Consider the following 23,335-nt stretch of genomic DNA (forward strand, 5'->3'; position numbering starts at 1 on the left):
ACAAACAGAACAGACTGGGGAGTCAACGCACCATGTCGATCAAGACCGCGCTCTTTGCGACCTCTGCCCTCCTGCTGGCGACCTCCGCCACCGCTTATGCCGACATCCCGGTCGGCCATCTGGCGGACCAGTCCGGCGCCACGTCGGACGTCGGCGTGCCCTATGCGCAGGGCGTCGCGGACGCGCTGGCCTACATCAACGCCAAGGGCGGCATCAACGGCACCAAGCTGGCGGTCGACACCGTCGACTACGGCTATCAGGCACCGCGCGCCATCAGCCAGTACAAGAAGTGGTCGTCGGGCAGCGACAAGATCGCGGCGCTCCAGGGCTGGGGCACCGCCGACACCGAGGCGCTGACCGGCTTCGTCGGCAAGGACGAGATCCCGGCCTATTCCGGCTCCTACTCCGGCCACCTGACCGACCCGACCGGCAAGGGGCCGCACGGTTCCAAGCCCGCGCCTTACAACTTCTTCTACGGTCCCTCCTATTCCGACGCGCTGCGCGGCATGCTGACCTGGGCGGCGGAGGACTGGAAGAAGCAGGGCGGCCAGGGCAAGCCGAAATACGTCCACATGGGCGCCAACCACCCCTATCCCAACGCGCCCAAGGATGCCGGCGAGCAGCTGGCCAAGGAGCTGGGCTTTGACGTGCTGCCGGCCGTGCAGTTCGCCCTGACCCCCGGCGACTACACCGCCCAGTGCCTGACGCTGAAGCAGTCCGGCGTCAACTACGCCTATCTCGGCAACACCGCCGGCTCCAACATCTCGGTGCTGAAGGCCTGCCAGACGGTCGGCGCCAAGGTGCAGTTCATGGGCAACGTCTGGGGCATGGACGAGAACGCTGCCAAGGCCGCCGGCTCGGCCGCCGACGGCGTGGTATTCCCGATGCGCACGGCGGTGACCTGGAACGCCGAAGTGCCGGGCATGAAGACGCTGAAGGACATCTCCAAGATCTCCGACGCGTCGGGCAATGCCTACCGCCCGGTGCATTACATGGCCGGCGTCTGCACCGCCTTCTACATGAAGGAGGCGATGGACTGGGCCTCGGCCAACGGCGGCGTCACCGGCCCGAACATCCGCAAGGCGATGTACCAGAAGAAGGACTGGGTCCCGGCCGGTCTGGAGGGCGTCTGCGTTCCCTCCACCTGGACCGATACCGACCACCGCGGCATGACGGCGGTCAACATCTACCGCGCCAAGGTGACCGGGGACACCGGCGCCGGGGTGGACGAGCTGGTCAAGGCTGGCACCATCAAGCTGGAGAAGCTGACCACCGTCGACGTTCCGCGCAAGCCGGAATGGCTGGGCTGGTAAGCCGATAAGCACGCGGCGCCTCCGCCTCTCTTCGGGCGGGGGCGCCCCCGATCTTTACGAACAGTTCAGGTGCCGCATGCTGAACACCGCCACGGCCGCTTCGACCAACGCTCCAGTCGCACCGCCGGTCACGGCCGCGAAGAAGCTGATGCTGTCCGTTAACAACATCGAGGTCGTCTACAACGACGTGATCCTCGTGCTCCGCGGCCTCAGCCTGGAGGTGCCGGAGGGCGAGATCGTGGCCCTGCTCGGCGCCAACGGCGCCGGCAAATCGACGACGCTGAAGGCGATCTCCGGCCTGTTGAAGACCGAGGATGGCGAGGTCACCCGCGGCGACATCACCTTCAACGGCGAGCGCATCAACGGCATCGATCCCGACCAGATCGTCCGCAAGGGCATCTTCCAGGTGATGGAGGGCCGGCGCATCATCGCCGACATGACTTGCCTGGAGAATCTGCGGCTCGGCGCCTACACCCGCCGCGACAACGGGGTGAAGGACGACCTGGACATGGTCTTCAGCTATTTCCCCCGGCTGAAGGAGCGCACCGGCCTCGCCGGCTACCTGTCGGGCGGCGAGCAGCAGATGCTGGCCATCGGCCGCGCGATGATGGCCCGGCCGAAGCTGATCCTGATGGACGAGCCGAGCATGGGCCTGTCGCCGCTGATGGTGAAGGAGGTGTTCAGCATCGTCCAGCAGATCAACAAGGATCTTGGCGTCACCATCCTGCTGGTCGAGCAGAACGCCCGCATGGCCCTCCAGGCCGCGACCCGCGGCTACATCATGGAGAACGGCAAGGTCGTGCTGGACGGCACCGCCGAAGAGCTGCGCAACAACGAGGATGTGAAGGAATTCTACCTCGGCGGCGGCAATGAAGAGCGCAAGAGCTTCAAGAACCTGAAGAGCTTCAAGCGCCGCAAGCGTTGGATTTGAGGGGAGTGGCGGGGCGTCGGCGTGCCGATGCCCCACCGCCGATGCCCGCCACCTGATCGGCCGACCCCTGAACGGACGAACGACCATGACCGATTTCTACGACGACCTCGAAACCCGTTCCTCCGACCGGCGCGAGGCCGAGCAGTTTGCGGCGCTGCCTGCCCATCTGCACCACGCCAAGGACGCGGCCCCCTATTTCCGCCAGCTGCTGGCCGGGATCGATCCGGCGTCGATTCATGACCGCAACGCGCTGGCCACCCTGCCGGTGACGCGGAAATCCGACCTGATCGCGTTGCAGCAGTCGAACCCGCCCTTCGGCGGTCTGGCGGCGGTGGAGATCGGCCGGCTGGCCCGCGTCTTCGCCTCTCCCGGCCCGATCCACGATCCAGAGCCGCATGGCGTCGATCCGTGGCGCAGCGCCCGCGCGCTGTTCGCCGCCGGCTTCCGCGGCGGCGACCTCGCCCACAACTGCTTCGCCTATCACCTGACCCCCGCCGGCTCGATGTTCGAGACGGGGGCGCACGCCCTCGGCTGCGCCGTCATTCCCGCCGGCACCGGCAACACCGAGATGCAGGCCCAGGTCGTCGCCAGCCTGAAGCCGCGCGGCTATATCGGCACGCCCGATTTCCTGAAGATCATCCTGGAGAAGGGTGACGCGCTGGGGCTGGACGTCTCCTCCATCCGCATCGCCGCCGTGTCGGGCGGCCCCTATCTGCCCGACGCCCGCGCCTTCTACGAGGCGCGCGGACTGGACGTCACCCAATGCTACGGCACCGCCGATCTCGGCATTGTCGCCTACGAAACCCAGGCGCGGTCCGGTCTGGTGGTGAACGAGGGCTGCATCGTCGAGATCGTCCGTCCCGGCACCGGCGACCCGGTTCCCGACGGTGAGGTCGGCGAGGTGGTGGTGACCATCTTCAACCCGGCCTATCCGCTGATCCGCTTCGCCACCGGCGACCTGTCGGCGGTGCTGCCGGGCACCAGCCCCTGCGGCCGGACCAACATGCGGCTGAAGGGCTGGATGGGCCGCGCCGACCAGACCACCAAGGTCAAGGGCATGTTCGTCCACCCGAGCCAGGTGGCCGAGGTGCTGCGCCGCCATCCCCAGGTCGCCCGCGCCCGTCTGGTCGTCGGCCGCCAGGACGCCAGCGACACCATGACCCTGCGCTGCGAGGCGGGGGAGAGGGGAGAGGGGCTCGCCGCCGCCATTCGAGAGACCTTGGCGTCGGTGACGAAGCTGAAGGGCGCGGTGGAGTTCGTGGCCCCGGCAAGCCTGCCCAACGACGGCAAGGTGATCGACGACACGCGGGGGTGACTGTGCGGGGGTGAACGGTCGCGGCGGGCGACCGCCGCGACCGTCCGTCTTCCTACCTCAGCACTCCGCGTCGGCCTGCGGCACCAGCTCATACTGCGGCTTGTAGCCCGGCTGCGCGCGGATGCGGTCGGCCCACGCCTTGACGTTCGGATAGTCCTTCTCCTCGATCCCGGATTCGCTCAGCAGGTCGATCCAGGGGAAGGCGAAGATGTCGGCGATGGTCAGGCGTTCGCTCTGGATGTAGCTGTGGCCGGCCAGATGCTGGTCGAACAGCTTCAACCCGCTGGCCGCCGCGCCGTCGAGCCAGGGCAGGGCGTTGGCATCGCCATTGAACTTGCGCACGGCGCGGGCGCGCTGGACCGGCAGCAGCACGTCGGCCAGCCAGCTCAGCCATTCGGCGAGGCGCAGTTTCTCAGCCTCGTCGCGGCCGCCGAACTGGCCGGTCTGTTCGGCCAGATAGGTCAGGATCACGCTGGATTCCGAGATCGAATGGTCGCCATGCACCAGCGTCGGCACCCGGCCGAAGCGGTTGATCGCCTGATACTCCGGCGACTTCTGCTGACCGGCGCGCAGATCGAGATGACGGTACTGGAAGGGAACCCCGGCCAGCCGGAAGAACAGTGCGATGCGGGTCGCGGGCTGGGAATTCACGTTGCCGTAGAGGATGAAGGGCGCGGTCACGATCTCTGTCTCCCTGATTTGCCGGCCCGAACGGGTCGGGACCGGTGTTGCCGGGAGGATGGCCTCAACCGCCCCGGCCACGCCAGCGGAAAGCGCGGGCGGACTCACCCAAGGGCGCACTCAGGCCATCCGCCGGATCGCCAGCCCCGACGCAGCGATGCGGAACCCGCCGTCCGCCGCCTGCTCCACCGCGTCGCCGCTGTCCAGGCGATAGCTCTTGCCCTCCGGCACCCAGCCGGCGGGGCCGCGGAAGGTCACCATCTGGATAAAGCTGGTCGTCTCGACCACGGCATGGACGCTGCCATCCTCGGCCGTCGCCTCGAAACGGTCCGTTTCCATCTCCTGACGCATAGGCATCGGCCTGCTTCCTCCCGCTGTCCACGCCCTGTCCGCCTCTTGCCGCGGCGCCCCATAGCCTGCCATGGCGATGCCCCGGCAAGGCATAAGTTTAATTTGGGTCTTCCGCGAGGAAAGCTCGTTTGCCGGCCCGTGCCGGGATTTCTATCGTCCGGCCATCGCAACGATGCAGAGGGAGGTTGGCATGATCGGAAGACGGGGGTTTCTGGCGGCGACGGGCGGGGTTCTGCTGCTGTCGGCGGCCGGGGCGCGGGCTGCGGAAACCGGCAAGAACAAAGGCGGGAAAGCCACGGGAAGCGATGCGTTCGCCGCGCGCATGACCGAGCTGGAGGGACGCACCGGCGGCCGTCTGGGTGTCGCGGTGCTCGACAGCGCAAACGGCCGGCTGCATGGCTGGCGCGGGGACGAACGGTTCCCGATGTGCAGCACCTTCAAATTTCTTTTGGCTGCCGCCGTCCTGAAGACGGTGGACCAGGGCAAGGACCGGCTGGACCGGCGGATTCCGGTGACCAAAGCCGATCTGGTGCCCTACGCGCCCTTCTCGGAGACCCGGCTCAACGGCACGCCGCCGACGGTGGCCGAACTGTGCGAGGCGGCGATGACGCTCAGCGACAATGTCGCGGCGAACCTGCTGCTGCCCGGCGTCGGCAACCCGGCCGGCCTCACCGCCTTCCTGCGCGGCATCGGCGACAAGATCACGCGCCTGGACCGCAACGAGCCAAGTCTGAACACCGCCATTCCCGACGACCCGCGCGACACAACCACGCCGGCCGCCATGGTGCGCAGCATGGAGCGCCTGCTGGTCGGCGACGTGCTGCGGCCGGACTCGCGCAAGCAGCTGACCGACTGGATGGTCGCCAACAAGACCGGCGACAAGCGTCTGCGCGCCGGGCTGCCGGCCGGCTGGCGGGTCGGCGACAAGACGGGGACCGGCACCAACGGCACCGCCAACGACATCGCCATCCTGTGGCCGGAGGGCCGCGCGCCGCTGCTGGTCGCCAGTTACCTGACCCACACCGCGAAGGACTTCAAGCAGCAGGACGCCATCCATGCCGATGTGGCGCGGGCGGTGGCCGGAATGATCGGCTGAGGCAGAGCTGGAGGGGAGGATCAGAGAGGGGACGTGGGCTGCGGATGCGGCGGCACCGCCCCCGCCCATCTGACGATGGAGCGGACGGCGTTCAGGGCGTTCACATTGTCCTGAATGTGGAAATGCCGCCGCAGCTCGACGACGGCCGCCCATTCGCCGCTTTCGTGAAACGCCCTCTGGATCGCGGCGGCTTCATTCTCGCTGACGCTGAACATTCCAACCTCATGGCCGACCCGGCGGCCCTCGGCATGGATCATGCCCTGACGGTGAGTCCGGTTGCAAGTCCGGCGGTGGGGCCGTCGCCCGATCAGGCATTTTCCATTTCGGCGTCCGGCTCCATGCCGCCGGACTCATCGAAGTAATCGCCGGCAACGTCCGGTCCCCATTCCTGGACCAGCGCCACCTTTTTCTGCTTCAGCACCTCCACCCGCTTTTCGGCGCGGGTGACCTCCATGCCGGCGACCATCGGCGGGATGCCGTAATAGATGCCCCAGCCGACGGCGGCGGCGCTGTACATCACCAGCCAGGCCAGCGGATCGGCGAAGATCTTCGCGGCGGCGCCGATGGTGTGCTGGTGCTTCCACAAATCGATGGCGAAGGGCATGCAGCCGCAGAAATTCAGCCCGCCGACGGTGATCGGCGCCGATTTGTCGGGATCGCGGTCGACGACATAGGCGACGATGGTCGGGATCATGCCGATGCCGAACAGGATGGTGGTCGGCAGCACGATCAGTGCCGCCGGCACGATCAGCAGGATCAGCGTGAGGGCGCCGCCCTTTTTCTTCCTCTTGCGCGCCATGGCGATCCCCCGTTATCCGGTCAGAAGGCGAAGAACAGGATGATGCCGGCGACCAGCACGGTCGACAGCAGGCTGGACACGATGGCGGCGACCTGCCGGCCCGACGTCTCGATGATGGAATTGCGGTCGGCGATGGTGTGGCGGATCTTGTCCATCTCCGCGTCGGCCTCGCGGTATGCGATCTGAGCCGCCTCGAACTCCAGCCGGTCGCGGCGCAGCGATTCGGGATCGTCCACCACCTTCAACAGCTCGGTCAGCCGGCCGTTGTGCGCGGCAGCGTCCGCCATCTTGCGCACCTCCTGCTGCTGCGGCCGGTTGTGGAAGCGGCGGAAGGCCGGGTCGAGCATCGCCACCACCCAGCTGGCCAGATGGGTCAGCCCGTCGACGCCGGTGCGGGCCTGGATGTCCGACAGGATGGTCAACATGGCGATGATGCGCCGCATCGGCTCCACCCCGCTGCCGAGCTGGGTGAACAGCAGCTCGTCCCCGCGCTTGTTACGGGCGCCGAGGAAGGCGGCGATCTGCCGGTCGATGGGGTCCTTGTGCCGTTCGCCCCCCGCGGCGATCCAGTCCAGCGCCCGCAGCAGCTCGGCCGGGGTGGTGGGCAGCTGCTTGGCGACCAGACCGCTCATGCAGGGCATGGTCGGGTTCATCTCGTAGAGCAGGCGTTCGACCCCCAGCCCATGGCTGGAGCGGTCGAGATAGCCGCGCAGCTGGTCGAAACTCTGCACGAGCGGCACGAATTCGGGCTTGAAGTCGTTCTGGACGTTGACCCAGAACATCGGCAGCTGGTTGGCGATCACCTCCGCCACCGCCTGGGGGGATTCGCCGCGCATGAAGGCGTCGGCCAGCATGGTGGCGATGCCGTCCGGCATCATCGCCCGGCCGCGGTAGCGGATGGGGGCGGCGGGGTCGAGCGCGATGCAGACGCGGGCCACCAGCCGGTCGCCCTGGGTGCCGCCCTTGCCGCTGGAGGCGGTCTGGATGGCGTGGCCTACCGCCTCCGCCCGCACGTCGTCGCCCATCGAGCGGCGCAGCCACTTGTCCAGTTCCCCGCTTTCGATGACGGAGGCCGCGGCGGGGGCGTGGCGGGCGAAGGCGCGGGCCAGCGTGCGGCAATGCCAGTATTCCGACCCCTGGAATTCCAGCGGACGGGCGGCGCGGCGGGAAATCTGCGGCTGCTTCGGGCTGAGCCGGCGGCCGGCCACCCACAGATCGAGGTCGTTCAGGGTCCAGCGCTGCTTGGGGTCGTCGACCAGCAGGCCGCGCACCGCCTCGTTGATCGCCAGCGGCAGCCGCTGCTGCTGGACCAGCGCCGGGTAGGACCCGCGCTCCATCTTCGCCTGCAGCACCGCCTCGTCGTCCAGCCCGGCCAGCGGGTTGCGGCCGAGCGCCAGGATCAGCAGGGTGACGCCCAGCGAATAGAGGTCGTCGGCCATGGTGCCGGTGCCGCGCCCGGCCGGGTTCGCCATGCCGCGCTCGATCGTCTCCAGCAGCACCGGCTGGCCGTAGCCGGGCTGGGCCGACACGCAGTCGCCCAGCATCAGCGCGCCCGAGGCGAGATCGCGGTAGAACAGGTTGGTCGGTCGGATCGCGCCATGAACGACACCGCGGCTCGACAGCTCCTTCAGCGCCGACACCAGCGGGTGGACGATCTGCCGGGTCAGCTGGTCTTCCGGCATCGGATCCAGCGTGTCGGTCAGCGACCCCATCAGCCGCTTGCCGCCCGGCCGTTCGAACACCAGACAGAAGCGCCGCCCGCGGTCCTGCGGCCAGTCCACCAGCCCCCAGTCGAGCAGCCGCATGTGGGTGGCGTTGTCGAGGCTGCCGACGGTGGAACAGATGTCCATCCGCGGCAGAATCGAGGCGTGGCAGATGATGGCGAAGGGCTCGATCCGCTTTTCGCGCAGCGCCTTGGCGGTGAAGGCATTGCCGCCGACGGCGTTCAGCAGCGGGATCGGCGCGCCCGGCTGGATCTCGTAGCGTTCGGCGAGCTTGACCGGTTCGGCGTTCGCCATCGCTGCCGTGGCGGCTCCCATCATACCTGTCTGGGCGTCGGATGGCATGAACGGCGGATCCCCGGGGCGTGCGAATGTGCGCAGGCCTTAGGTGGCGGTAAAAGGGCAAACAAACCCTTAACGTGCGCGTGCGTAACACTATCGGATTGGACGGAAAAGAAAAACCCCCGCCGGGACGGGCGGGGGTTTTCCATGCGGATAAGCGTGGCTGAAGTCGCCGGGCTCCGCCTTACCCGTTCTTGACCGCGACATAGGACCCCGGCGCGTCTTCCAGGGCGGGCAGGGCGCCGTCGCCGGGCTGCCGGGCGGGAACCTTGCCGTTGGCGTACTGGCCGACCCACTTGTTCCATTCCGGCCACCAGGAGCCGGGGGTCTGGGTCGCCTTCTCCAGCCACTCGTCGGAGGTCTTGGCCAGCTTGTCGCTGGTCCAGTAGCAGTATTTGTTGGCCGCCGGCGGGTTGACGACGCCGGCGATGTGGCCGGACGCACCCAGCACGAACTTGACCGGGCCGCTGAACAGCTGGGCGCCGCTGTAGGTGCTCTTCCACGGCGCGATGTGGTCCTCGCGGGCCGACAGGAACAGCGCCGGCACCTTGACCTTGCCGAGGTCGACCGGAACGCCCTTCAGCGTCACCGCCCCCGGCTGCGCCAGCATGTTCTTCTGGTACATGTTGCGCAGGTAGAAGCTGTGCATCGCCGCCGGCATGCGGGTGCTGTCGCTGTTCCAGTACAGCAGGTCGAAGGGGAAGGGATCCTTGCCCAGCAGGTAGTTGTTGACGACGAACGACCAGATCAGGTCGTTGGCGCGCAGCATGTTGAAGGTGGTCGCCATCTTGGCGCCGTCGAGATAGCCCTGCTCGGCCATCTGCCCTTCGATGAAGGTCAGCTGCTCCTCGTCGATGAAGATCGACAGCTCGCCGGCCTCGGCGAAGTCCAGCATGGTGGTGAAGAAGGTCGCCGACTTGATGCGGTCGTCCTTCTTGACCGCCATGTAGGCCAGCGTCGAGGCCAGCAGCGTGCCGCCCAGGCAATAGCCGATGGCGTTCGCGTCCTTCTCGCCGGTCGCCTTCTCGATGGCGTCGAGGGCGGCCAGCGGGCCTTCGACCATGTAGTCCTCGAAGCCCTTGGCCGCCAGCGTCTCGTCCGGGTTGACCCAGGACAGGACGAAGACGGTGTGGCCCTGGTCGACCGCCCACTTGATGAAGCTGTTCTTCTCGCGCAGGTCGAGGATGTAGAACTTGTTGATCCAGGGCGGCACGATCATCAGCGGACGCTTGTTCACGTCCGGCGTGGTCGGGGTGTACTGGATCAGCTGCATCAGGCTGGTCTGGAAGACGACCTTGCCCGGCGTGACCGCGATGTTCTTGCCCAGCTGGAAGGCATCGTAGTCGGTCATCGAGATGCGCAGCTCGCCCTTGCCGCGCTCCAGATCCGTCAGCAGATGCTCCAGCCCCTTGACCAGATTCTCGCCGCCGCTCTCGATGGTCGCGCGCAGCACCTCCGGGTTCGTCATGACGAAGTTGGAGGGCGCCATCGCGTCGACGAACTGGCGGGTGTAGAAATCGACCTTCTTGGCGGTGTGGTCGTCCAGCCCCTCGACCTGATTGACGGTCGACTGCATCCACCGGGCGCTCAGCAGGTAGGACTGCTTGATGAAGTCGAACAGCGTGTTCTCGTCCCAGGCGGCGTCCTTGAAGCGGCGGTCGTCCTTGGCGGGCGCGATGACCGGCTGGGTTTCCTGCCCGAAGAAGCGCTGGGTGGTGCGCTGCCACAGGGTCAGGTAGTCCTGCCACAGCGACATCTGCGCCTGCATCAGCTTGGCCGGGTCGGCCATCATGCGGGTGGTCATCTCAAGGAAGGCATGGCCGACGCCCATCGGATCCGGGCTCTTCGGGCCGGCGCCGTCGGCGGCCTGACGGGCGAGGAACTCGGAAACCAGCCGCTGGCTCTGCTCGGCGATGCGGGTCATCGCCCGCGACATCTCGACCGGATCGGGCAGCTTGACGTCGGGCACCTGGGGGGAAGCCGGGTTGGAAGCCTGAGGGGGGGCCTTGGTCTCGGCCATGAGCACGGTCCTTCTTCTTTGGGCGGGTGTCGCGTCGTCTCGGTCACGTCGCCTGTGTCACCATTGTCCGCGGGATCGGGCTTGCGCCAGATTGGGCTTTGGGCCTCGCGGACGGACGGCTATACAGGCTTGCAGGCGATGATCTTCAGGAAGCGGTGTCTGGGGGCGGTCTCTGGGAGTGGTCTGCACCATGTCGCTGTGGTTGGCGTCGCTGTGGGTTGCGTGCGGCGATCCGGCTTTATGGTGCGGTGCAGGAGAAATCCGAAACCTCTCATACACCGCAGATGTGAACATTTCATTTCAAGGATCGTCGCACAAGTGTGGCGTATCGGCCAGACACGGGGAAGGATGATGGTGACGGGCACTCAGGGTAACGGTCGGGGTATCGCGGCGGCCGGGCAGGCGTTCAGCCTGCTAATCGTAGCGATACCAATGGCTTTCGGGCTGTCGGCCTGCAGCGACCGCATGCTCGACACCGGCCCGCTGGGGGCCATCACCGGCGAGCCTTCGCCGGTCAGCGACAATTCGTCGCCCATCCGCAACATGACTGGGGAGCGGAGCGAGTACCCCAACCTGGGTACGGTTCCGCCGCGCCCGACCGACCTGACCACCGAGGCGCAGCGCCAGCAGGCGATGGACCGGCTGGCCCAGGACCGCGCGGCATCCCGCCGCACCCGCGAGCAGACGGAGGCGATCCAGGTGCCGGAGCCGCTGCCCACCCCGATGGCGGTTCCGCCGAAGCCGGATCTGCGGCCCGGCAGGAGCTGAGCTTTTCGGACAAAGAATAAAGCCCCCGGCCGGACGGTCGGGGGCTTTTGTCTGTGTACGGGCTGCCGGGGGTGAGGGGCTGCCTCACCCTCTGCTCGTCACTCCTGGATGAACGCCTTCACGTAGGACTGGCGCAGCGGCTGGATCAGGTAGTCCAGCGGGGTGCGGGCGGACAGCACGATGCGGGCCTCCACCGGCATGCCGGCCTTGATCTTCATGTGGCGGACTTCATGGCTGTCGGCATCCTTCAGGCGGATGCGGGCCAGGTAATATTCCTGGCGGGTCGCGTTGTCGGTCAGGCGGTCGGCCGACACGTAGGACACGGTGCCGTCGATGGTGCCGACGACGCGGCTGTCATAGGCGGTCAGCTGCACCTTCACCGGCAGGTCGACGGCCATCGACTTGATGTCCTTCGGCTGGATGCGGACCTCGGCCAGCAGGGCCTTGTCGTCGGGGACGATGTCCAGCACCGGCTCGTTGGCAGTGATGCTGCCGCCGACGGCCGGGTGTCCGTACATCACGACGTTGCCGGCATCCGGCGCCTTGACGGTGCGGTTGTCCAGGCGGTTCTTGGCGTCGCGGATCTGCTCGGCCAGCTTCTGGGCGTCGCCGCGGGCCTTGTCCAGCTCGACCAGCACCTTTTCGCGGAAATCGCTGCGGCGGCGGACCAGATCGCCCTGGGCATCGACCGCCTGCTGGCGCGACTGCGACATGCGGGCTTCCAGCTCATGGTCCTGGGCGTGGAGCTGCGCGTTCTCCTTCTGCGCCGCCACCAGCTTGGTGCGGGTGGAGTTGCCGCGGTCCAGCAGGCCCTGGGTGATCTGGATGTCCTCGTCCGACAGCTTGATCTCGCGGGCCAGGAAGGCGCGCTGCTTCTCCAGGCTCTGCACCTCGTCGCCCAGCGTGGCGATGCGGTCCTTGGTCAGCTTGGCTTCGGTGTCGAGCTGGGTGCGGCGGACCTGGAACAGTTTTTCCTGGTTCGCCATGGCGTTCTCGACCGCAGGCTCCTTGGCGCGGCGGGCGGCGAGAGCGTCGGGCCATTCGATGGCCGGCTTCTCGAACATCTCGGCCGACAGGCGCGCTTCGGAGGCCAGCGTGTCGAACAGGGCGGCGTTCAGCATCTCGAGCCGGGTCTGCGCCTCGGTGCTGTCCAGCCGCATCAGGACCTGGCCGGCCTCGACCCGGTCGCCCTCATTGACCATGATGGCGCTGATCACGCCGCCTTCGGTGTTCTTCACCACCTTGCGGCCGGTCTCCGGCGCCAGCGAGCCCGTGGCGCTGATCGCGCTGTGCAGGGGGGCCACCGCCGCCCAGCCGGCCATGCCGCCGAAGCCGACCGCCAGGACCAGGAAGCCGCCCAGCAGCAGGCCGCGGGCATTGGTTTCCGGCATCGCCGCCCGCAGCGCATGGATCGAGGTGATGGTCGCGGTCTTGCGCGACGGCTTGCCGGCGGGGGTCTCGGGGCCGTTATCGCTGGAGAGCGGGGCGGGGAACGTCGTGGTCATCGTGGTCATGGGACTTCCTTGGCTCTGTCGGGTCGTGCCGGGTGCTCAGGACTGGAGGGCGGTGCCGGCGGTCAGCCGGCGGCCCCCGCCGTGGCGGCGGACGGACCCTGAGGGCCGAGATTACGGAGGCGGGCGAGGTTGACGGCGCCGGGCTGGGCCTGCTGCTGCTCCGGACGCGGCAGCTCCATCGCCATGCCGTTCTTCAGGACGTAGGTGTGGTCGGACATATCGACGAAGATCGGGGCGTGGGTCATGACGATGGTGGTCGCCCCGCGCTCCTTGCTGGCCGCAACGAAGGCGCGGACCGCCTTGATGCCCAGCTCGTCCAGGCCGGCGGTCGGCTCGTCCAGCACCAGAAGCGGCGGCTGGCCGAAGGCGGCGCGGGCAAGGCCGATCAGGCGGGCGCTGGCGCCGGTGATCGGGGACAGCGGGTCGTTGACCTCGGTCTCGTAACCCATGGGAAGGCTTTCGATCCACTCATGGATGCCGACGGCCTTGGCAGCCTCTTCCACCTGTTCGCGGGTGGCGGTGGTGAAGCGGGCGATGTTGTCGGCGATGCTGCCGGGCAGGAGGTCGACCTGCTGCGGCAGGTAGCCGATGCCCTGGTCGGGGCTGTCGGGGGTCAGGGTGGCGACGGACAGGCCGCCCAGGCGAACCGTGCCGGCCGAGGGAAGGGCGACACCGGCCAGCAGGCGGGCCAGCACCGACTTGCCCGAACGGTTGGGGCCGGCGATGCAGACGGTCTCGCCGGGCTCGACCGACAGGGTGACGCTGCGCAGGATCGGCTTCTGGTCGCGGGGGGAGACGAACAGCAGGTTCTCGACGGTCAGGCGCTCGCTCTCGACGGGCACGGAGGGACGCTCCGGCTCACGCGACAGGCGCTTCAGCAGCGGCAGCAGGCGGCGGACGGCCTGGGCGGAACGGACCAGCCCGCCCCAGGCGCCGGCGGTCTGCTCGATCGGGGCGAGGCCGCGGCCGACCAGCATCGAGGTGGCGATCATGCCGCCGAAGGACAGGTGCTGCTCGATCACCAGCCAGGCGCCGATGCCCGTCACGGCGATCTGCAGGACCATGCGGACCCACTTGGTGGCGGCGCCGATGGCGGCGCTGCGCTCATAACCCTGGCCCTGCATGGCGCTGGCGGTCAGGAAGTCGCGGTTGACGGCGTCCAGCGAGGCGTTGCCCATGCGCAGTCCGCGCACGGTGTCGGAACGCGACGCCAGCGCTTCGAACAGCTTCTGGGCGCGGCCGGCCGGCAGCTTGCTCTCGTCGTTGATGTCCTTGACGGCCACATAGCCGATCCAGCCCATCACCGCCATGATCAGCATCGACACGACCAGCACCAGCGCCAGCATCGGGTGGATGACGTAGATGCCGATGACATAGAGCGGGGCCCAGGGCAGGTCCATCAGTGCCGGCAGCGACGGACGCGAGAAGGCGCCCTTCAGTTCGATCAGGTCGGCGAGCGGGCCGTTGTCCGGCCGGCCGCGGCCGGCGGCATCCAGCGCGTCGGCGGTCAGCCGGCGGCGCCACCGCACCTCCAGCGCATTGCCGGCACGGGCCAGCAGGCGCGAGCGCACCATCTCCAGAAGACCGCTCAGCGTCAGCGCCATCACCACGATGACGGTCAGCATGGCCAGGGTATCGTAATTGCCGGACGGGATGGCGCGGCTGAACACCTGAAGCGAATAAAGCGGCATGGCCAGCATCAGCGCGTTGATGGTGGCGCTGAAGATAAATGTACTAACAAGTATCCTGGTAAAATAACCGCGATTGAATTTGGCTTCCGGCTTATCATTGCCGGGCTGTCGCATAGAGTTGAACTTGGTCGAAACAGGCATAAAACAGCCCTCCAATTGTCACCGGTCGGCGCAGTGCCCACTGGATGCAGGCGAGACCAGAAAACGCGATCTTGGTAAATGGGACCTTAACATTCAGGGACGTCACAGGATTGCCACCGGATGCCACCACTTTTGCGCAGAATTACCTCGGTATTGTTTGTTCCTTCGGGGGTGACTTGCTGTCGGCGCTTGGCGGAGGGGGCATTCCCTATGGCCGGTTGGAGGGGGCAGGCATTACCGCTATCGTGCCCCGGCGGCGGATCTGCCGGTCCACCCCAACCAAAGCAGGAGATGACGATGGAAGGGCGCAAGGTCCCCTCGGTGGTGTTCAAGACCCGCGTGCGCGACGAGAGCGTCGGCGGACCCAATCCGTTCCGTTGGCAGGATGTGCGGAGCGATGAGCTGTTTCAGGGCAAGCGGGTGGTGGTGTTCTCGCTGCCCGGCGCCTTCACGCCGACCTGCTCCAACGAGCAGTGCCCGGCCTTCGAGCGTCTCCATGACGACTTCAAGGCCCTGGGCATCGACGAGGTCTACTGCATCAGCGTCAACGACGCCTTCGTCATGTATCAGTGGGGCAAGAGCCTGAATCTGCAGAAGGTGAAGCTGATTCCCGACGGGTCCGGCCATTTCACCCGCCGCATGGGCATGCTGATCGACAAGGACCATCTGGGCTTCGGCTTCCGCTCATGGCGCTATGCCATGGTCGTGAAGGACGGTGTCATCGAGAAGTGGTTCGAGGAGCCGGGCATCAACGACGAGGGCGAGAACGGCGATCCCTACGGCGAATCCTCTCCGGAGAATGTGCTCGCTTTCCTGCGGAGCTGAGCGGCCCGATTCGGTGCCCGGCCGGCCCGGCCGCCGGGATGATTTCGCAATGACGGCACAAGGCCGGCGGGACGGGGGCTCCGCCGGCCTTTTCCATGGCCGCCCGAAGCCACGCCGCTGTCCGCCGCCGGGGTCGGGTTGCGGATGGACGTGCATGTGCGTGTATCAGGAATTCCTTAAGGCTTTTTGTTAGACATTCCCTGTTCTATTGCTACCTTCCGCAGATGTTCTGGTGGATGGGGTGCAGCAGGTGGCAGAAAATCGGTCGCTCCGGTGTTTTCTGGTTGCAGGTTTTACGGCGGTGCTGGCGCTGGTGTTGCCGTTCGGTGCCGCTCCGGCCAGAGCCGATGCCACCGCGCCGCCGCTCGCTCCGCACAATGTGGTGCTTGCCAAGAGTTCGGTATCGGGGCTGGCGGCCGGCGCCTTCATGGCGCTCCAGTTCCACGTCGCCCATTCGGGCGAGATGGCCGGCGTCGGTCTGGTGGCCGGCGGTCCCTATCTCTGCGCAGCCGAGAATCCGCTTCTGGCGGCGGCCTGCATGCAGGGCAATCCGCTCTGGCCGCGCGGCCAGCCGCTGTACGAAGCGGCCCAGCCGCTGGCGGCGGCCGGGGCCATCGACCCGCTCGACCGGCTGGTGCAGGCACAGGTCTACCTGTTCAGCGGCCGCGCCGACATGGTGGTGAACCGTAAGGCGGTGGAGGAGGCGGAGGCCTTCTATCGTGCCGCCCATGTGCCGGCGAACCAGATCCGGGTGGAAACCGGGCTGGATGCCGGCAACGGCTTCATTGCGCCGGGCGGGGTCAATGACTGCAACGCCAACCGCAGCCCGTATGTCAACGCCTGCGGCGACTATGACCAGGCCAGCCGGATCCTGTCGCACATCTATGGCGGGTTGAACCCGCCGGCTCCCAACATGCCGGCGGCCATTCCCTTCGACCAGACGCCGTTCGGCGATCCGGACCGCACGGGGCTGGCCCCTGCCGGCTATGTCTATGTGCCGCCGGCCTGCGGGCGCGGAGCGGCCTGTGCCGTGCACATCGTCTTTCACGGATGCCGCCAGTCCGTGGCCGAGGTCGGCGATGCCGTGACCACGGGCGCCGGCTTCAACCGCTGGGCGGCCAACAACAATCTGATCGTGCTCTACCCGCAGCTGTCGCCGCGCAATTCCGCGGACCCGATTGCCTGCTGGGACTGGGTCGGCAGGACCGGGACGGAATACGCGACGAAGGGCGGGGCGCAGATCGCCGCTGTCCACGCGATGTTGACAACCCTTTCAGGGCAAAGGTGACCCTTTTCATGACCATTTCAAACAAAGCGATTCTCAAGACCACGCTTGCGGCGCTCCTCGTCCTGACGCCGCTTCCCGTGGCCGCTCAAAGCGCTACCCAGATCAGGCTGTCTGACCTGAAGCTGAAGATCGACCCGGCCCAGACCACGGTGTCGGGCATTTCGTCGGGCGCCTACATGGCCGGGCAGTTCCAGGTCGCCTATTCGGGGCTGGTCAAGGCGGCCGGACTCGTCGCCGGCGGTCCTTACGACTGCGCCGAGGTGTCGACGGGCGGCGTCGCCACGGCGATCGTGGCGCTGAAGCGCTGCATGGACGTGGCGATGGGCGCGCCCGATGTCGATGCCCTGGTCGCCAACGCCAAGGCCCGCGAGAAGGCGAAGGAGATCGACCCGCTGTCCAACATGGCGCAGTCGAAGATCTACCTGTTCAACGGCGATGGCGACGTGACGGTGAAGCGACCGATCGCCGACGCCACAGACGGGTTCTACAAGGCGCTGGGGGTGGCGGAGGCCAACCTCTCTTACGTGAAGCTGCCGAAGGCGGCCCATGCCTACATCACCGACGGCTATGGCGCGGCCTGCGATTTCATCCCGAAGGAGGGTGAGAAGAGCGAATACATCAACAACTGTCAGTACGATCAGGCGGGCGCCATCGTTCGCTTCTTCTATGCCGACGCCAGGACACCGAACGCCCCCGCCGCGGCCCGCCAGCCGCAGCTGTTCAACCAGGCGCCCTTCGTCGGCGACACCAGCCGCAGCGGCATGGCCAAGACCGGCTACATCTATGTTCCGGAAGCCTGCGAGGGCGGCACGCAGACCTGCCGCATCCATGTCGCCTTCCACGGCTGCCAGATGGCGTCGAACCTGATCGGCGATCATTTCGCCGTGAATGCCGGCTACAACCGCTGGGCCGACGTCAACAACATCGTCGTGCTGTATCCGCAGATCGACGGCGCCGCCAAGCCGACCTCCAACCCGAAGGCCTGCTGGGACTGGTTCGGCTACACCGGCTATGATTTCGCCCGCAAGAGCGGCTTCCAGATGACCGCGGTGCGCAAGATGATCGGCGCGCTCGCCGGGGAGTGAACACCAGCTCCACATAAAAAAGCCCCTCTCCGGCGGACCGGAGAGGGGCTTTCCCTGACCTTGGGGCGATCAGGCCTTGAGGATGCCGCTTCCGGCGAAGCGGGCGGCGACGCCGAGCTGCTCCTCGATGCGGATCAGCTGGTTGTACTTGGCCAGACGGTCCGAACGGCTCAGCGAGCCGGTCTTGATCTGGCCGCAGTTGGTGGCAACCGCCAGGTCGGCGATGGTGCTGTCCTCGGTCTCGCCCGAGCGGTGCGACAGAACGGCGGTGTAGCCGGCCTTGTGCGCCATGTCGACCGCTTCCAGCGTCTCCGACAGCGTGCCGATCTGGTTCACCTTCACCAGGATCGAGTTCGCCACACCCTGCTTGATGCCCTGGGCCAGACGCTTGGGGTTGGTGACGAACAGATCGTCGCCGACCAGCTGCACCTTGCTGCCGATGGCGTCGGTCAGCGCCTTCCAGCCTTCCCAGTCGTCTTCCGCCATGCCGTCCTCGATCGAGATGATCGGGTAGCGGCCGGCCAGATCGGCCCAGTAGGCGACCATCTGCTCGGGCGACAGCGACTTGCCTTCACCGGCCAGCTCGTACTTGCCGTTCTTGAAGAACTCGGTCGAGGCGGCGTCGAGCGCCAGCATGACGTCGTCGCCCGGCTTGTAGCCGGCGGCCTCGATGGCCTTCATGACGAAGCCGAGCGCTTCGTCGGTCGACCCGATGTTGGGGGCGAAGCCGCCCTCGTCGCCGACGTTGGTGTTGTGGCCGGCGTCCTTCAGCTTCTTCTTCAGCGACTGGAAGATCTCGGAGCCCATGCGGATGGCGTCGGCGCCGGTCTCGGCGCCCACCGGCATGATCATGAATTCCTGGATGTCGATGGGGTTGTCGGCATGGGCGCCGCCGTTGATGATGTTCATCATCGGCACCGGCAGCAGCGAGGCGAAGGCGCCGCCGACATAGCGGTAGAGCGGCAGGCCGGCATCCTCGGCGGCGGCGCGGGCGACCGCCAGCGACACGCCCAGGATCGCGTTGGCGCCGAGGCGGCTCTTGTTCTCGGTGCCGTCCAGGTCGATCATCGCAAGGTCGATGCCGCGCTGGTCGTCGGCGTCCAGGCCGGCGAGCGCGTCATAGATCTCACCGTTGACGGATTCGACCGCCTTCAGCACGCCCTTGCCGCCGAAGCGGGACTTGTCGCCGTCGCGCAGCTCGACCGCCTCGTGGGCGCCGGTGGAGGCGCCCGACGGCACCGCGGCGCGGCCGAAGGCGCCGCTGTCCAGCGCAACGTCGACTTCCACGGTCGGGTTGCCGCGGCTGTCCAGGATTTCGCGGGCGTGAATCTCGGTGATGACGCTCATGATCGGTCGATCCTTCGAGGAATGGCAGCCGCGTTGTCTCGCAGGCCGCGTTTTAAGGCGCGCAGGCTTGATAGCCCCGACGTCCGGGCGATGCAATATCTGCTTCGGCTTACAACCCCGCACGGATGCGCGGATTCGAGCCGGAAATCAGAGAAATCCTTCCACCATCGCGGCGAATTCGGCCGGGCGTTCGGCATGCAGCCAGTGTCCGACGCCGTCGATCATGCGGATTTCCGCCTTGGGGAAGTGGCGGCGGATGGCGTCGTGATGCTCCGGCCGGATATAGTCCGACGCGCCGCCGCCGATGAACAGCGCCGGCCCGTCATAGCGGGCGCCGCCGAAATCGGGGAAGCCGATCAGCCCGGCCATGTTCGCGCCGATGGAATCGAGGTTGATCCGCCAGGAGAAGACGCCGTTCTCCAGCACCAGATTCTGCATCAGGAAGGAGCGCAGCGGCGCTTCCGGCACGGCATCGGCCAGCTGCGCCTCCACCTCCGGCCGGCGGGTGACGCCCTCCAGCTTCGCGGCCTTCATCGCGGCGACGAAGGGGGCGTGGGTGTGGGTGTAGGCGACCGGGGCGATGTCGGCGACCACCAGCCGCTCCACCCGGTCGGGATGGGCCAGCGCCAGCGCCATGGCGGTCTTGCCGCCCATCGAATGGCCGACGATTGTGGCGCGGGCGAAGCCGCGGTCGTCGAGGAAACGCAGCACGTCGGCCGCCATCTCCGGATAACTCATGCCCTCGGCCCAGGGCGCGCCGCCATGGTTGCGCAGGTCGAGCGCATAGACCCGGCGGGATTCGCCGAAGCGGCGGGCCAGGGTCTGCCAGTTGCGGGCCGAGCCGAACAGGCCGTGCAGGACCAGCATCGGCGTTCCGCCATTGGCTTCGCCGGCTTCCAGATAGGTCAGGGGGAGGGCTCGCTGCGGCATGTCGGGGCTTTCGGCCGTGGAGGAATGAGATGCGTTCTGGACGAATGCGGGCGTCGATTCTATGACGAACGCGGCTGCATCGCTAGGATGCCGCCGGGCTAATTCTGCACCACAAGAGCGACCCAGCCATCGTGTTCCGTCATATCCTGTCCGTCGGCGGCCTGACCCTGGCCAGCCGGGTGCTCGGTTTCCTGCGAGACGTGCTGACCGCGGCGCTGCTCGGTGCCGGGCCGGTCGCCGACGCCTTCTTCGTCGCCTTCCGGCTGCCGAACCATTTCCGCGCCCTGTTCGCCGAGGGCGCCTTCAACTCCGCCTTCGTGCCGCTGTTCTCGGGCAAGCTGGTGCAGGACGGTGCAGCCGCCGCCCGCCGCTTCGCCGACGAGGTGATGACCCTGCTGGTCATCGTGCAGCTGGTGCTGCTGCTGGCGGTGCTGGCCTTCATGCCGCAATTCATGACGGTCTTCGCCCCCGGCTTCGCCGACGAGCCGGAGAAGTTCCGGCTCGCCGTTCTGTTCACCAGCATCACCTTCCCCTACCTGCTGCTGATCTCGCTGGTGTCGCTCTATGGCGGCGTGCTGAACAGCATGAGCCGCTTCGGCTCGGCCGCCGCCGCACCGATCCTGATGAATCTGTGCCTGATCGCGGCGCTGGTGATCGGCACGCCGCTGATGCCGACGGCCGGGCACGCGCTGTCCTGGGGCGTGCTGGCGTCGGGTGTCGCGCAGTTTTTCTATCTGGCCTGGGACGCAAGGCGCGCCGACATGGCCCTGCGGCCGGTGATGCCGCGCCTGTCGCCCGATGTGAAGCGCTTCCTGGCAGTGCTGGGGCCGGCGGCACTGGGGTCTGGCCTGACGCAGATCAGCCTGTTCGCCGACACGCTGATCGCCTCGGCCCTGCCGACCGGGGCGGTGTCCTACCTCTATTACGCCGACCGGCTGAACCAGCTGCCGCTGGGGGTGATCGGCATCGCCGTCGGGACCGTTCTGCTTCCGGAAATGTCCAAGCGGATCAAGAGCGGTGATGAGGCCGGCGCGGTCGACAGCCAGAACCGCGCCATCGAGCTGTCGCTGGTGCTTACCCTGCCGGCCGCCATCGCCTTCCTGGTGGCGGGCACACCGATCCTGTCGGTGCTGTTCCAGCGCGGTGCTTTCGGCCCCTCGGATGCCGCGGCCTCCGCCCTCACCCTGCAAGCCTATGCGCTTGGCCTGCCGGCCTTCGTGGTGATCCGCAGCCTCGTCAACGGCTTCTATGCCCGCCACGACACGGCGACGCCGGTGCGGGTGGCGCTGGCGGCGGTCGGCATCAACGTGGCGCTGAAGCTGGCCTTGATGGGGCCGCTGGCCCAGGTCGGGCTGGCGGTCGCCACCTCCGTCGGCGCCTGGGTCAATGCCGGGCTGCTGGCGCTGCTTCTGCACCGCCGCGGCCTGTTCCGGGCGGATGCGCGGTTGACCCGCAACCTGCCGCGCATGGCAATCGCCGCCGTCGCCATGGCCGGCGCCCTGTGGCTGGCGACCGAGCGGCTCGCCCCCTGGCTGGGCGCCGCAGGAATGGTGGAGCGGCTGGGCGGCCTGCTGGTGCTGGCGGCGGTCGGGCTGGCGGTCTATGCCGTGGCCGCCGTGCTGCTCGGGCTGGTGCGGCGCAGCGACCTCAGCCGCCTGCGCCGCCGCCGGGCGAAGGCGTAGATCAGCCTTCGGTCCGCAAAGGCCGCTCCGGATCGGCGCTCCATTCCGACATGGAGCCGTCATAGAGCCGCACGCCGGGCACGCCGGCGATCTCGCTCAGTGCGAACCAGGACACCGAGGCGAGGTGGCCGGTGTTGCAGAAGGTGATGGGCTGGTCGCGCAATGGCAGGCCGGCCCGGTCGGCCATCGCCTTCACCGCGTCGGGCGTGGCGAAGCGGTGTTCGGCCGCGGAGAAGAGCGGGGCGATGTCCAGGTTGACGGCACGCGGGATGGTGCCGGGAGCGCGGGCCTGCGGGCTCTTGGCCTTGCCGGCGAACTGCTCGGCCGACCGCGCATCGTGCAGCGGCGTGCCGCCGGCCTTCACGGCGGCCTCGACATCCTCCACGGTGGCGCGCAGACCGGCGCGCGGGTGTGTGGCGAAGCTGGTCGGCTTGCGCACCGCCGGCTCGGGCGTCACCGGTCCGCCGGCGGCGACCCAGGCGGCGAAGCCGCCGTCCAGCACCGACACCGCATCATGGCCCAGCATCTTGAAGGTCCAGTAGACGCGGGTGGCGTTGCCCATGTCGGACGCATTGGCGCCGGCCGCGACCAGCACCACATGGTCGCCGTTGCCGATCCCCAGGCCGCCGATCAACCCCGCCAGAACTCCCGGTTCCGGCAACATCCCGGCGCCGCCACCGACCACAGTCCGCCAGCCGGCCGTTGCGTAGTCGGAATGAACCGCTCCCGGAACGAAGCCGCCAGCGGGCGGGGTTCGCACGTCGAGGACGACGATGCCAGGGCTGTCGAGCCGGCCTTTCAGCCAGGAAGCGTCCACAAGCGGGGAAATGCTGCTGTCGGTCATCAGGGTGAACCCGGTTCCGGTTGGTCGGTTGCCTTGCACTGCCGTGATCGTTGCTCAGTCGCAACGGATTGCCCGACAGGCTGGCGGATGCCCGCCGCGGCGGGCGGGCTGCCAGTATGGACGAAGCAGTGTGGGCGAAGCGTCGGTGCGGGAAAAGCCCAATCTTGTCGCAATCCTGGCCGGTCGGTGGCGTTGCCGGCTAACCCGTCCGGGGTGTAGGATGTCCCGTTCGTATAGGAAGGCGCCCCTCTCCGGCGCGGGAGCTTGGACATCCATGGCCAACATCGACGACCTGCTCGACGCGCCCGATCCCAACGACGGCGACGCCTCGTCTTTCGCCATCGGCGACGCGCCGGTGGAGATCAAGGTCGTCATCGGCACCGCCATGCTCCGCGTCCGCGACCTCTTGAAGCTGGGCCGCGGCGCCGTCGTGGAACTCGACCGCCATCTGAAGGACCCGACCGACGTCTATGTCGAAGGCGTGCTGGTCGCCCGTGGCGAGGTTGCGATCATCGACGACAAGATCGGCGTCACCCTGACCGACTTCATCAAGTCCAGCCGTGAATGGAAGCGCTGACCGCAACGCTTCCCCTTTATCGATGCTTCATTCGGTAGCAGCCCCGCTTGCGCTGGCGTCTTGACGGCGGGCGA

At 67.6% G+C, this 23,335-nt stretch carries 21 protein-coding genes; 10 read left to right on the forward strand and 11 right to left on the reverse strand.

Annotated features, from left to right (window positions below; genetic code table 11):
- The first annotated feature begins 32 nt into the window (after window positions 1-32).
- The 3 genes from ABNQ38_RS32995 to ABNQ38_RS33005 all read left to right on the forward strand — a co-directional run bounded on the left by ABNQ38_RS32995 (window position 33) and on the right by ABNQ38_RS33005 (window position 3,559).
- On the forward strand, window positions 33-1,313 hold the full coding sequence (locus ABNQ38_RS32995; protein ID WP_377810492.1) for an ABC transporter substrate-binding protein: 1,281 nt from the start codon (window positions 33-35) through the stop codon (window positions 1,311-1,313).
- A 76-nt stretch (window positions 1,314-1,389) separates the two neighbouring features.
- Window positions 1,390-2,244, forward strand: a complete 855-nt coding sequence (locus ABNQ38_RS33000; protein ID WP_174470311.1) for an ABC transporter ATP-binding protein — start codon at window positions 1,390-1,392, stop codon at window positions 2,242-2,244.
- A gap of 85 nt (window positions 2,245-2,329) precedes the next feature.
- Entirely contained in the window at window positions 2,330-3,559 is a 1,230-nt protein-coding gene (locus ABNQ38_RS33005) for a phenylacetate--CoA ligase family protein (protein WP_377810493.1), read from the forward strand.
- A gap of 57 nt (window positions 3,560-3,616) precedes the next feature.
- Here ABNQ38_RS33005 and ABNQ38_RS33010 read toward each other — a convergent pair whose 3' ends face one another.
- Window positions 3,617-4,240 (reverse strand): glutathione S-transferase family protein, encoded by a 624-nt coding sequence (locus tag ABNQ38_RS33010; protein WP_376960326.1) that lies wholly within the window; start codon window positions 4,238-4,240, stop codon window positions 3,617-3,619.
- A 120-nt stretch (window positions 4,241-4,360) separates the two neighbouring features.
- Window positions 4,361-4,597 (reverse strand): hypothetical protein, encoded by a 237-nt coding sequence (locus ABNQ38_RS33015; protein WP_377810494.1) that lies wholly within the window; start codon window positions 4,595-4,597, stop codon window positions 4,361-4,363.
- Between the two features lie 184 nt (window positions 4,598-4,781).
- On the opposite strand from ABNQ38_RS33015, the gene bla reads away from it, so the two are divergent.
- Window positions 4,782-5,687, forward strand: a complete 906-nt coding sequence (gene bla / locus ABNQ38_RS33020) for a class A beta-lactamase (protein WP_377810495.1) — start codon at window positions 4,782-4,784, stop codon at window positions 5,685-5,687.
- 20 nt (window positions 5,688-5,707) lie between these two features.
- On the opposite strand, the gene ABNQ38_RS33025 is transcribed toward bla, so the two are convergent.
- The 4 genes from ABNQ38_RS33025 to ABNQ38_RS33040 all read right to left on the reverse strand — a co-directional run bounded on the left by ABNQ38_RS33025 (window position 5,708) and on the right by ABNQ38_RS33040 (window position 10,569).
- On the reverse strand, window positions 5,708-5,902 hold the full coding sequence (locus tag ABNQ38_RS33025; RefSeq protein WP_377810496.1) for a hypothetical protein: 195 nt from the start codon (window positions 5,900-5,902) through the stop codon (window positions 5,708-5,710).
- 92 nt (window positions 5,903-5,994) lie between these two features.
- Window positions 5,995-6,486: a hypothetical protein gene (locus ABNQ38_RS33030; RefSeq protein ID WP_377810497.1), complete on the reverse strand. Its 492-nt coding sequence runs from the start codon at window positions 6,484-6,486 to the stop codon at window positions 5,995-5,997.
- A 20-nt stretch (window positions 6,487-6,506) separates the two neighbouring features.
- Entirely contained in the window at window positions 6,507-8,552 is a 2,046-nt protein-coding gene (locus ABNQ38_RS33035; protein WP_377810498.1) for a serine/threonine protein kinase, read from the reverse strand.
- Between the two features lie 181 nt (window positions 8,553-8,733).
- Window positions 8,734-10,569, reverse strand: a complete 1,836-nt coding sequence (locus ABNQ38_RS33040) for a PHA/PHB synthase family protein (RefSeq protein ID WP_377810499.1) — start codon at window positions 10,567-10,569, stop codon at window positions 8,734-8,736.
- A gap of 432 nt (window positions 10,570-11,001) precedes the next feature.
- Between ABNQ38_RS33040 and ABNQ38_RS33045 the strand changes: the two genes are divergently transcribed.
- Window positions 11,002-11,337: a hypothetical protein gene (locus tag ABNQ38_RS33045; protein WP_377810500.1), complete on the forward strand. Its 336-nt coding sequence runs from the start codon at window positions 11,002-11,004 to the stop codon at window positions 11,335-11,337.
- A gap of 98 nt (window positions 11,338-11,435) precedes the next feature.
- Here ABNQ38_RS33045 and ABNQ38_RS33050 read toward each other — a convergent pair whose 3' ends face one another.
- Entirely contained in the window at window positions 11,436-12,851 is a 1,416-nt protein-coding gene (locus ABNQ38_RS33050; protein WP_377810501.1) for an HlyD family type I secretion periplasmic adaptor subunit, read from the reverse strand.
- A gap of 62 nt (window positions 12,852-12,913) precedes the next feature.
- Window positions 12,914-14,542: a type I secretion system permease/ATPase gene (locus ABNQ38_RS33055; RefSeq protein ID WP_377810502.1), complete on the reverse strand. Its 1,629-nt coding sequence runs from the start codon at window positions 14,540-14,542 to the stop codon at window positions 12,914-12,916.
- Window positions 14,543-14,980: 438 nt separating this feature from the next.
- Between ABNQ38_RS33055 and ABNQ38_RS33060 the strand changes: the two genes are divergently transcribed.
- From ABNQ38_RS33060 to ABNQ38_RS33070, 3 genes are all read left to right on the forward strand, one after another.
- Window positions 14,981-15,508 carry a peroxiredoxin gene (locus ABNQ38_RS33060; protein ID WP_377810503.1) on the forward strand — a complete coding sequence of 176 codons (528 nt, stop codon included), beginning with the start codon at window positions 14,981-14,983 and terminating at the stop codon, window positions 15,506-15,508.
- A 301-nt stretch (window positions 15,509-15,809) separates the two neighbouring features.
- Window positions 15,810-16,796 (forward strand): polyhydroxybutyrate depolymerase, encoded by a 987-nt coding sequence (locus tag ABNQ38_RS33065; RefSeq protein ID WP_377810504.1) that lies wholly within the window; start codon window positions 15,810-15,812, stop codon window positions 16,794-16,796.
- A gap of 8 nt (window positions 16,797-16,804) precedes the next feature.
- Entirely contained in the window at window positions 16,805-17,881 is a 1,077-nt protein-coding gene (locus tag ABNQ38_RS33070; RefSeq protein ID WP_377810505.1) for a plasmid partitioning protein, read from the forward strand.
- A 69-nt stretch (window positions 17,882-17,950) separates the two neighbouring features.
- Here ABNQ38_RS33070 and eno read toward each other — a convergent pair whose 3' ends face one another.
- Window positions 17,951-19,228: a phosphopyruvate hydratase gene (gene eno / locus ABNQ38_RS33075; protein ID WP_377810506.1), complete on the reverse strand. Its 1,278-nt coding sequence runs from the start codon at window positions 19,226-19,228 to the stop codon at window positions 17,951-17,953.
- A gap of 147 nt (window positions 19,229-19,375) precedes the next feature.
- Window positions 19,376-20,158 carry an alpha/beta fold hydrolase gene (locus tag ABNQ38_RS33080; RefSeq protein WP_377810507.1) on the reverse strand — a complete coding sequence of 261 codons (783 nt, stop codon included), beginning with the start codon at window positions 20,156-20,158 and terminating at the stop codon, window positions 19,376-19,378.
- Window positions 20,159-20,289: 131 nt separating this feature from the next.
- Between ABNQ38_RS33080 and murJ the strand changes: the two genes are divergently transcribed.
- Complete coding sequence (gene murJ, locus ABNQ38_RS33085) at window positions 20,290-21,840, forward strand: murein biosynthesis integral membrane protein MurJ (RefSeq protein ID WP_377810508.1); 1,551 nt, start codon at window positions 20,290-20,292, stop codon at window positions 21,838-21,840.
- A gap of 1 nt (window position 21,841) precedes the next feature.
- On the opposite strand, the gene ABNQ38_RS33090 is transcribed toward murJ, so the two are convergent.
- Window positions 21,842-22,684: a sulfurtransferase gene (locus tag ABNQ38_RS33090; protein WP_377810509.1), complete on the reverse strand. Its 843-nt coding sequence runs from the start codon at window positions 22,682-22,684 to the stop codon at window positions 21,842-21,844.
- A gap of 274 nt (window positions 22,685-22,958) precedes the next feature.
- Here ABNQ38_RS33090 and fliN point away from each other — a divergent pair, with 274 nt between their 5' ends.
- A complete protein-coding gene (gene fliN, locus ABNQ38_RS33095) occupies window positions 22,959-23,261 on the forward strand; it encodes a flagellar motor switch protein FliN (RefSeq protein WP_377810510.1) in 303 nt (100 codons plus the stop codon).
- Window positions 23,262-23,335: the final 74 nt, after the last annotated feature.

The sequence above is a fragment of the Azospirillum sp. A29 genome, from assembly GCF_042604625.1.
Classification (GTDB): Bacteria; Pseudomonadota; Alphaproteobacteria; order Azospirillales; family Azospirillaceae; genus Azospirillum; species Azospirillum palustre.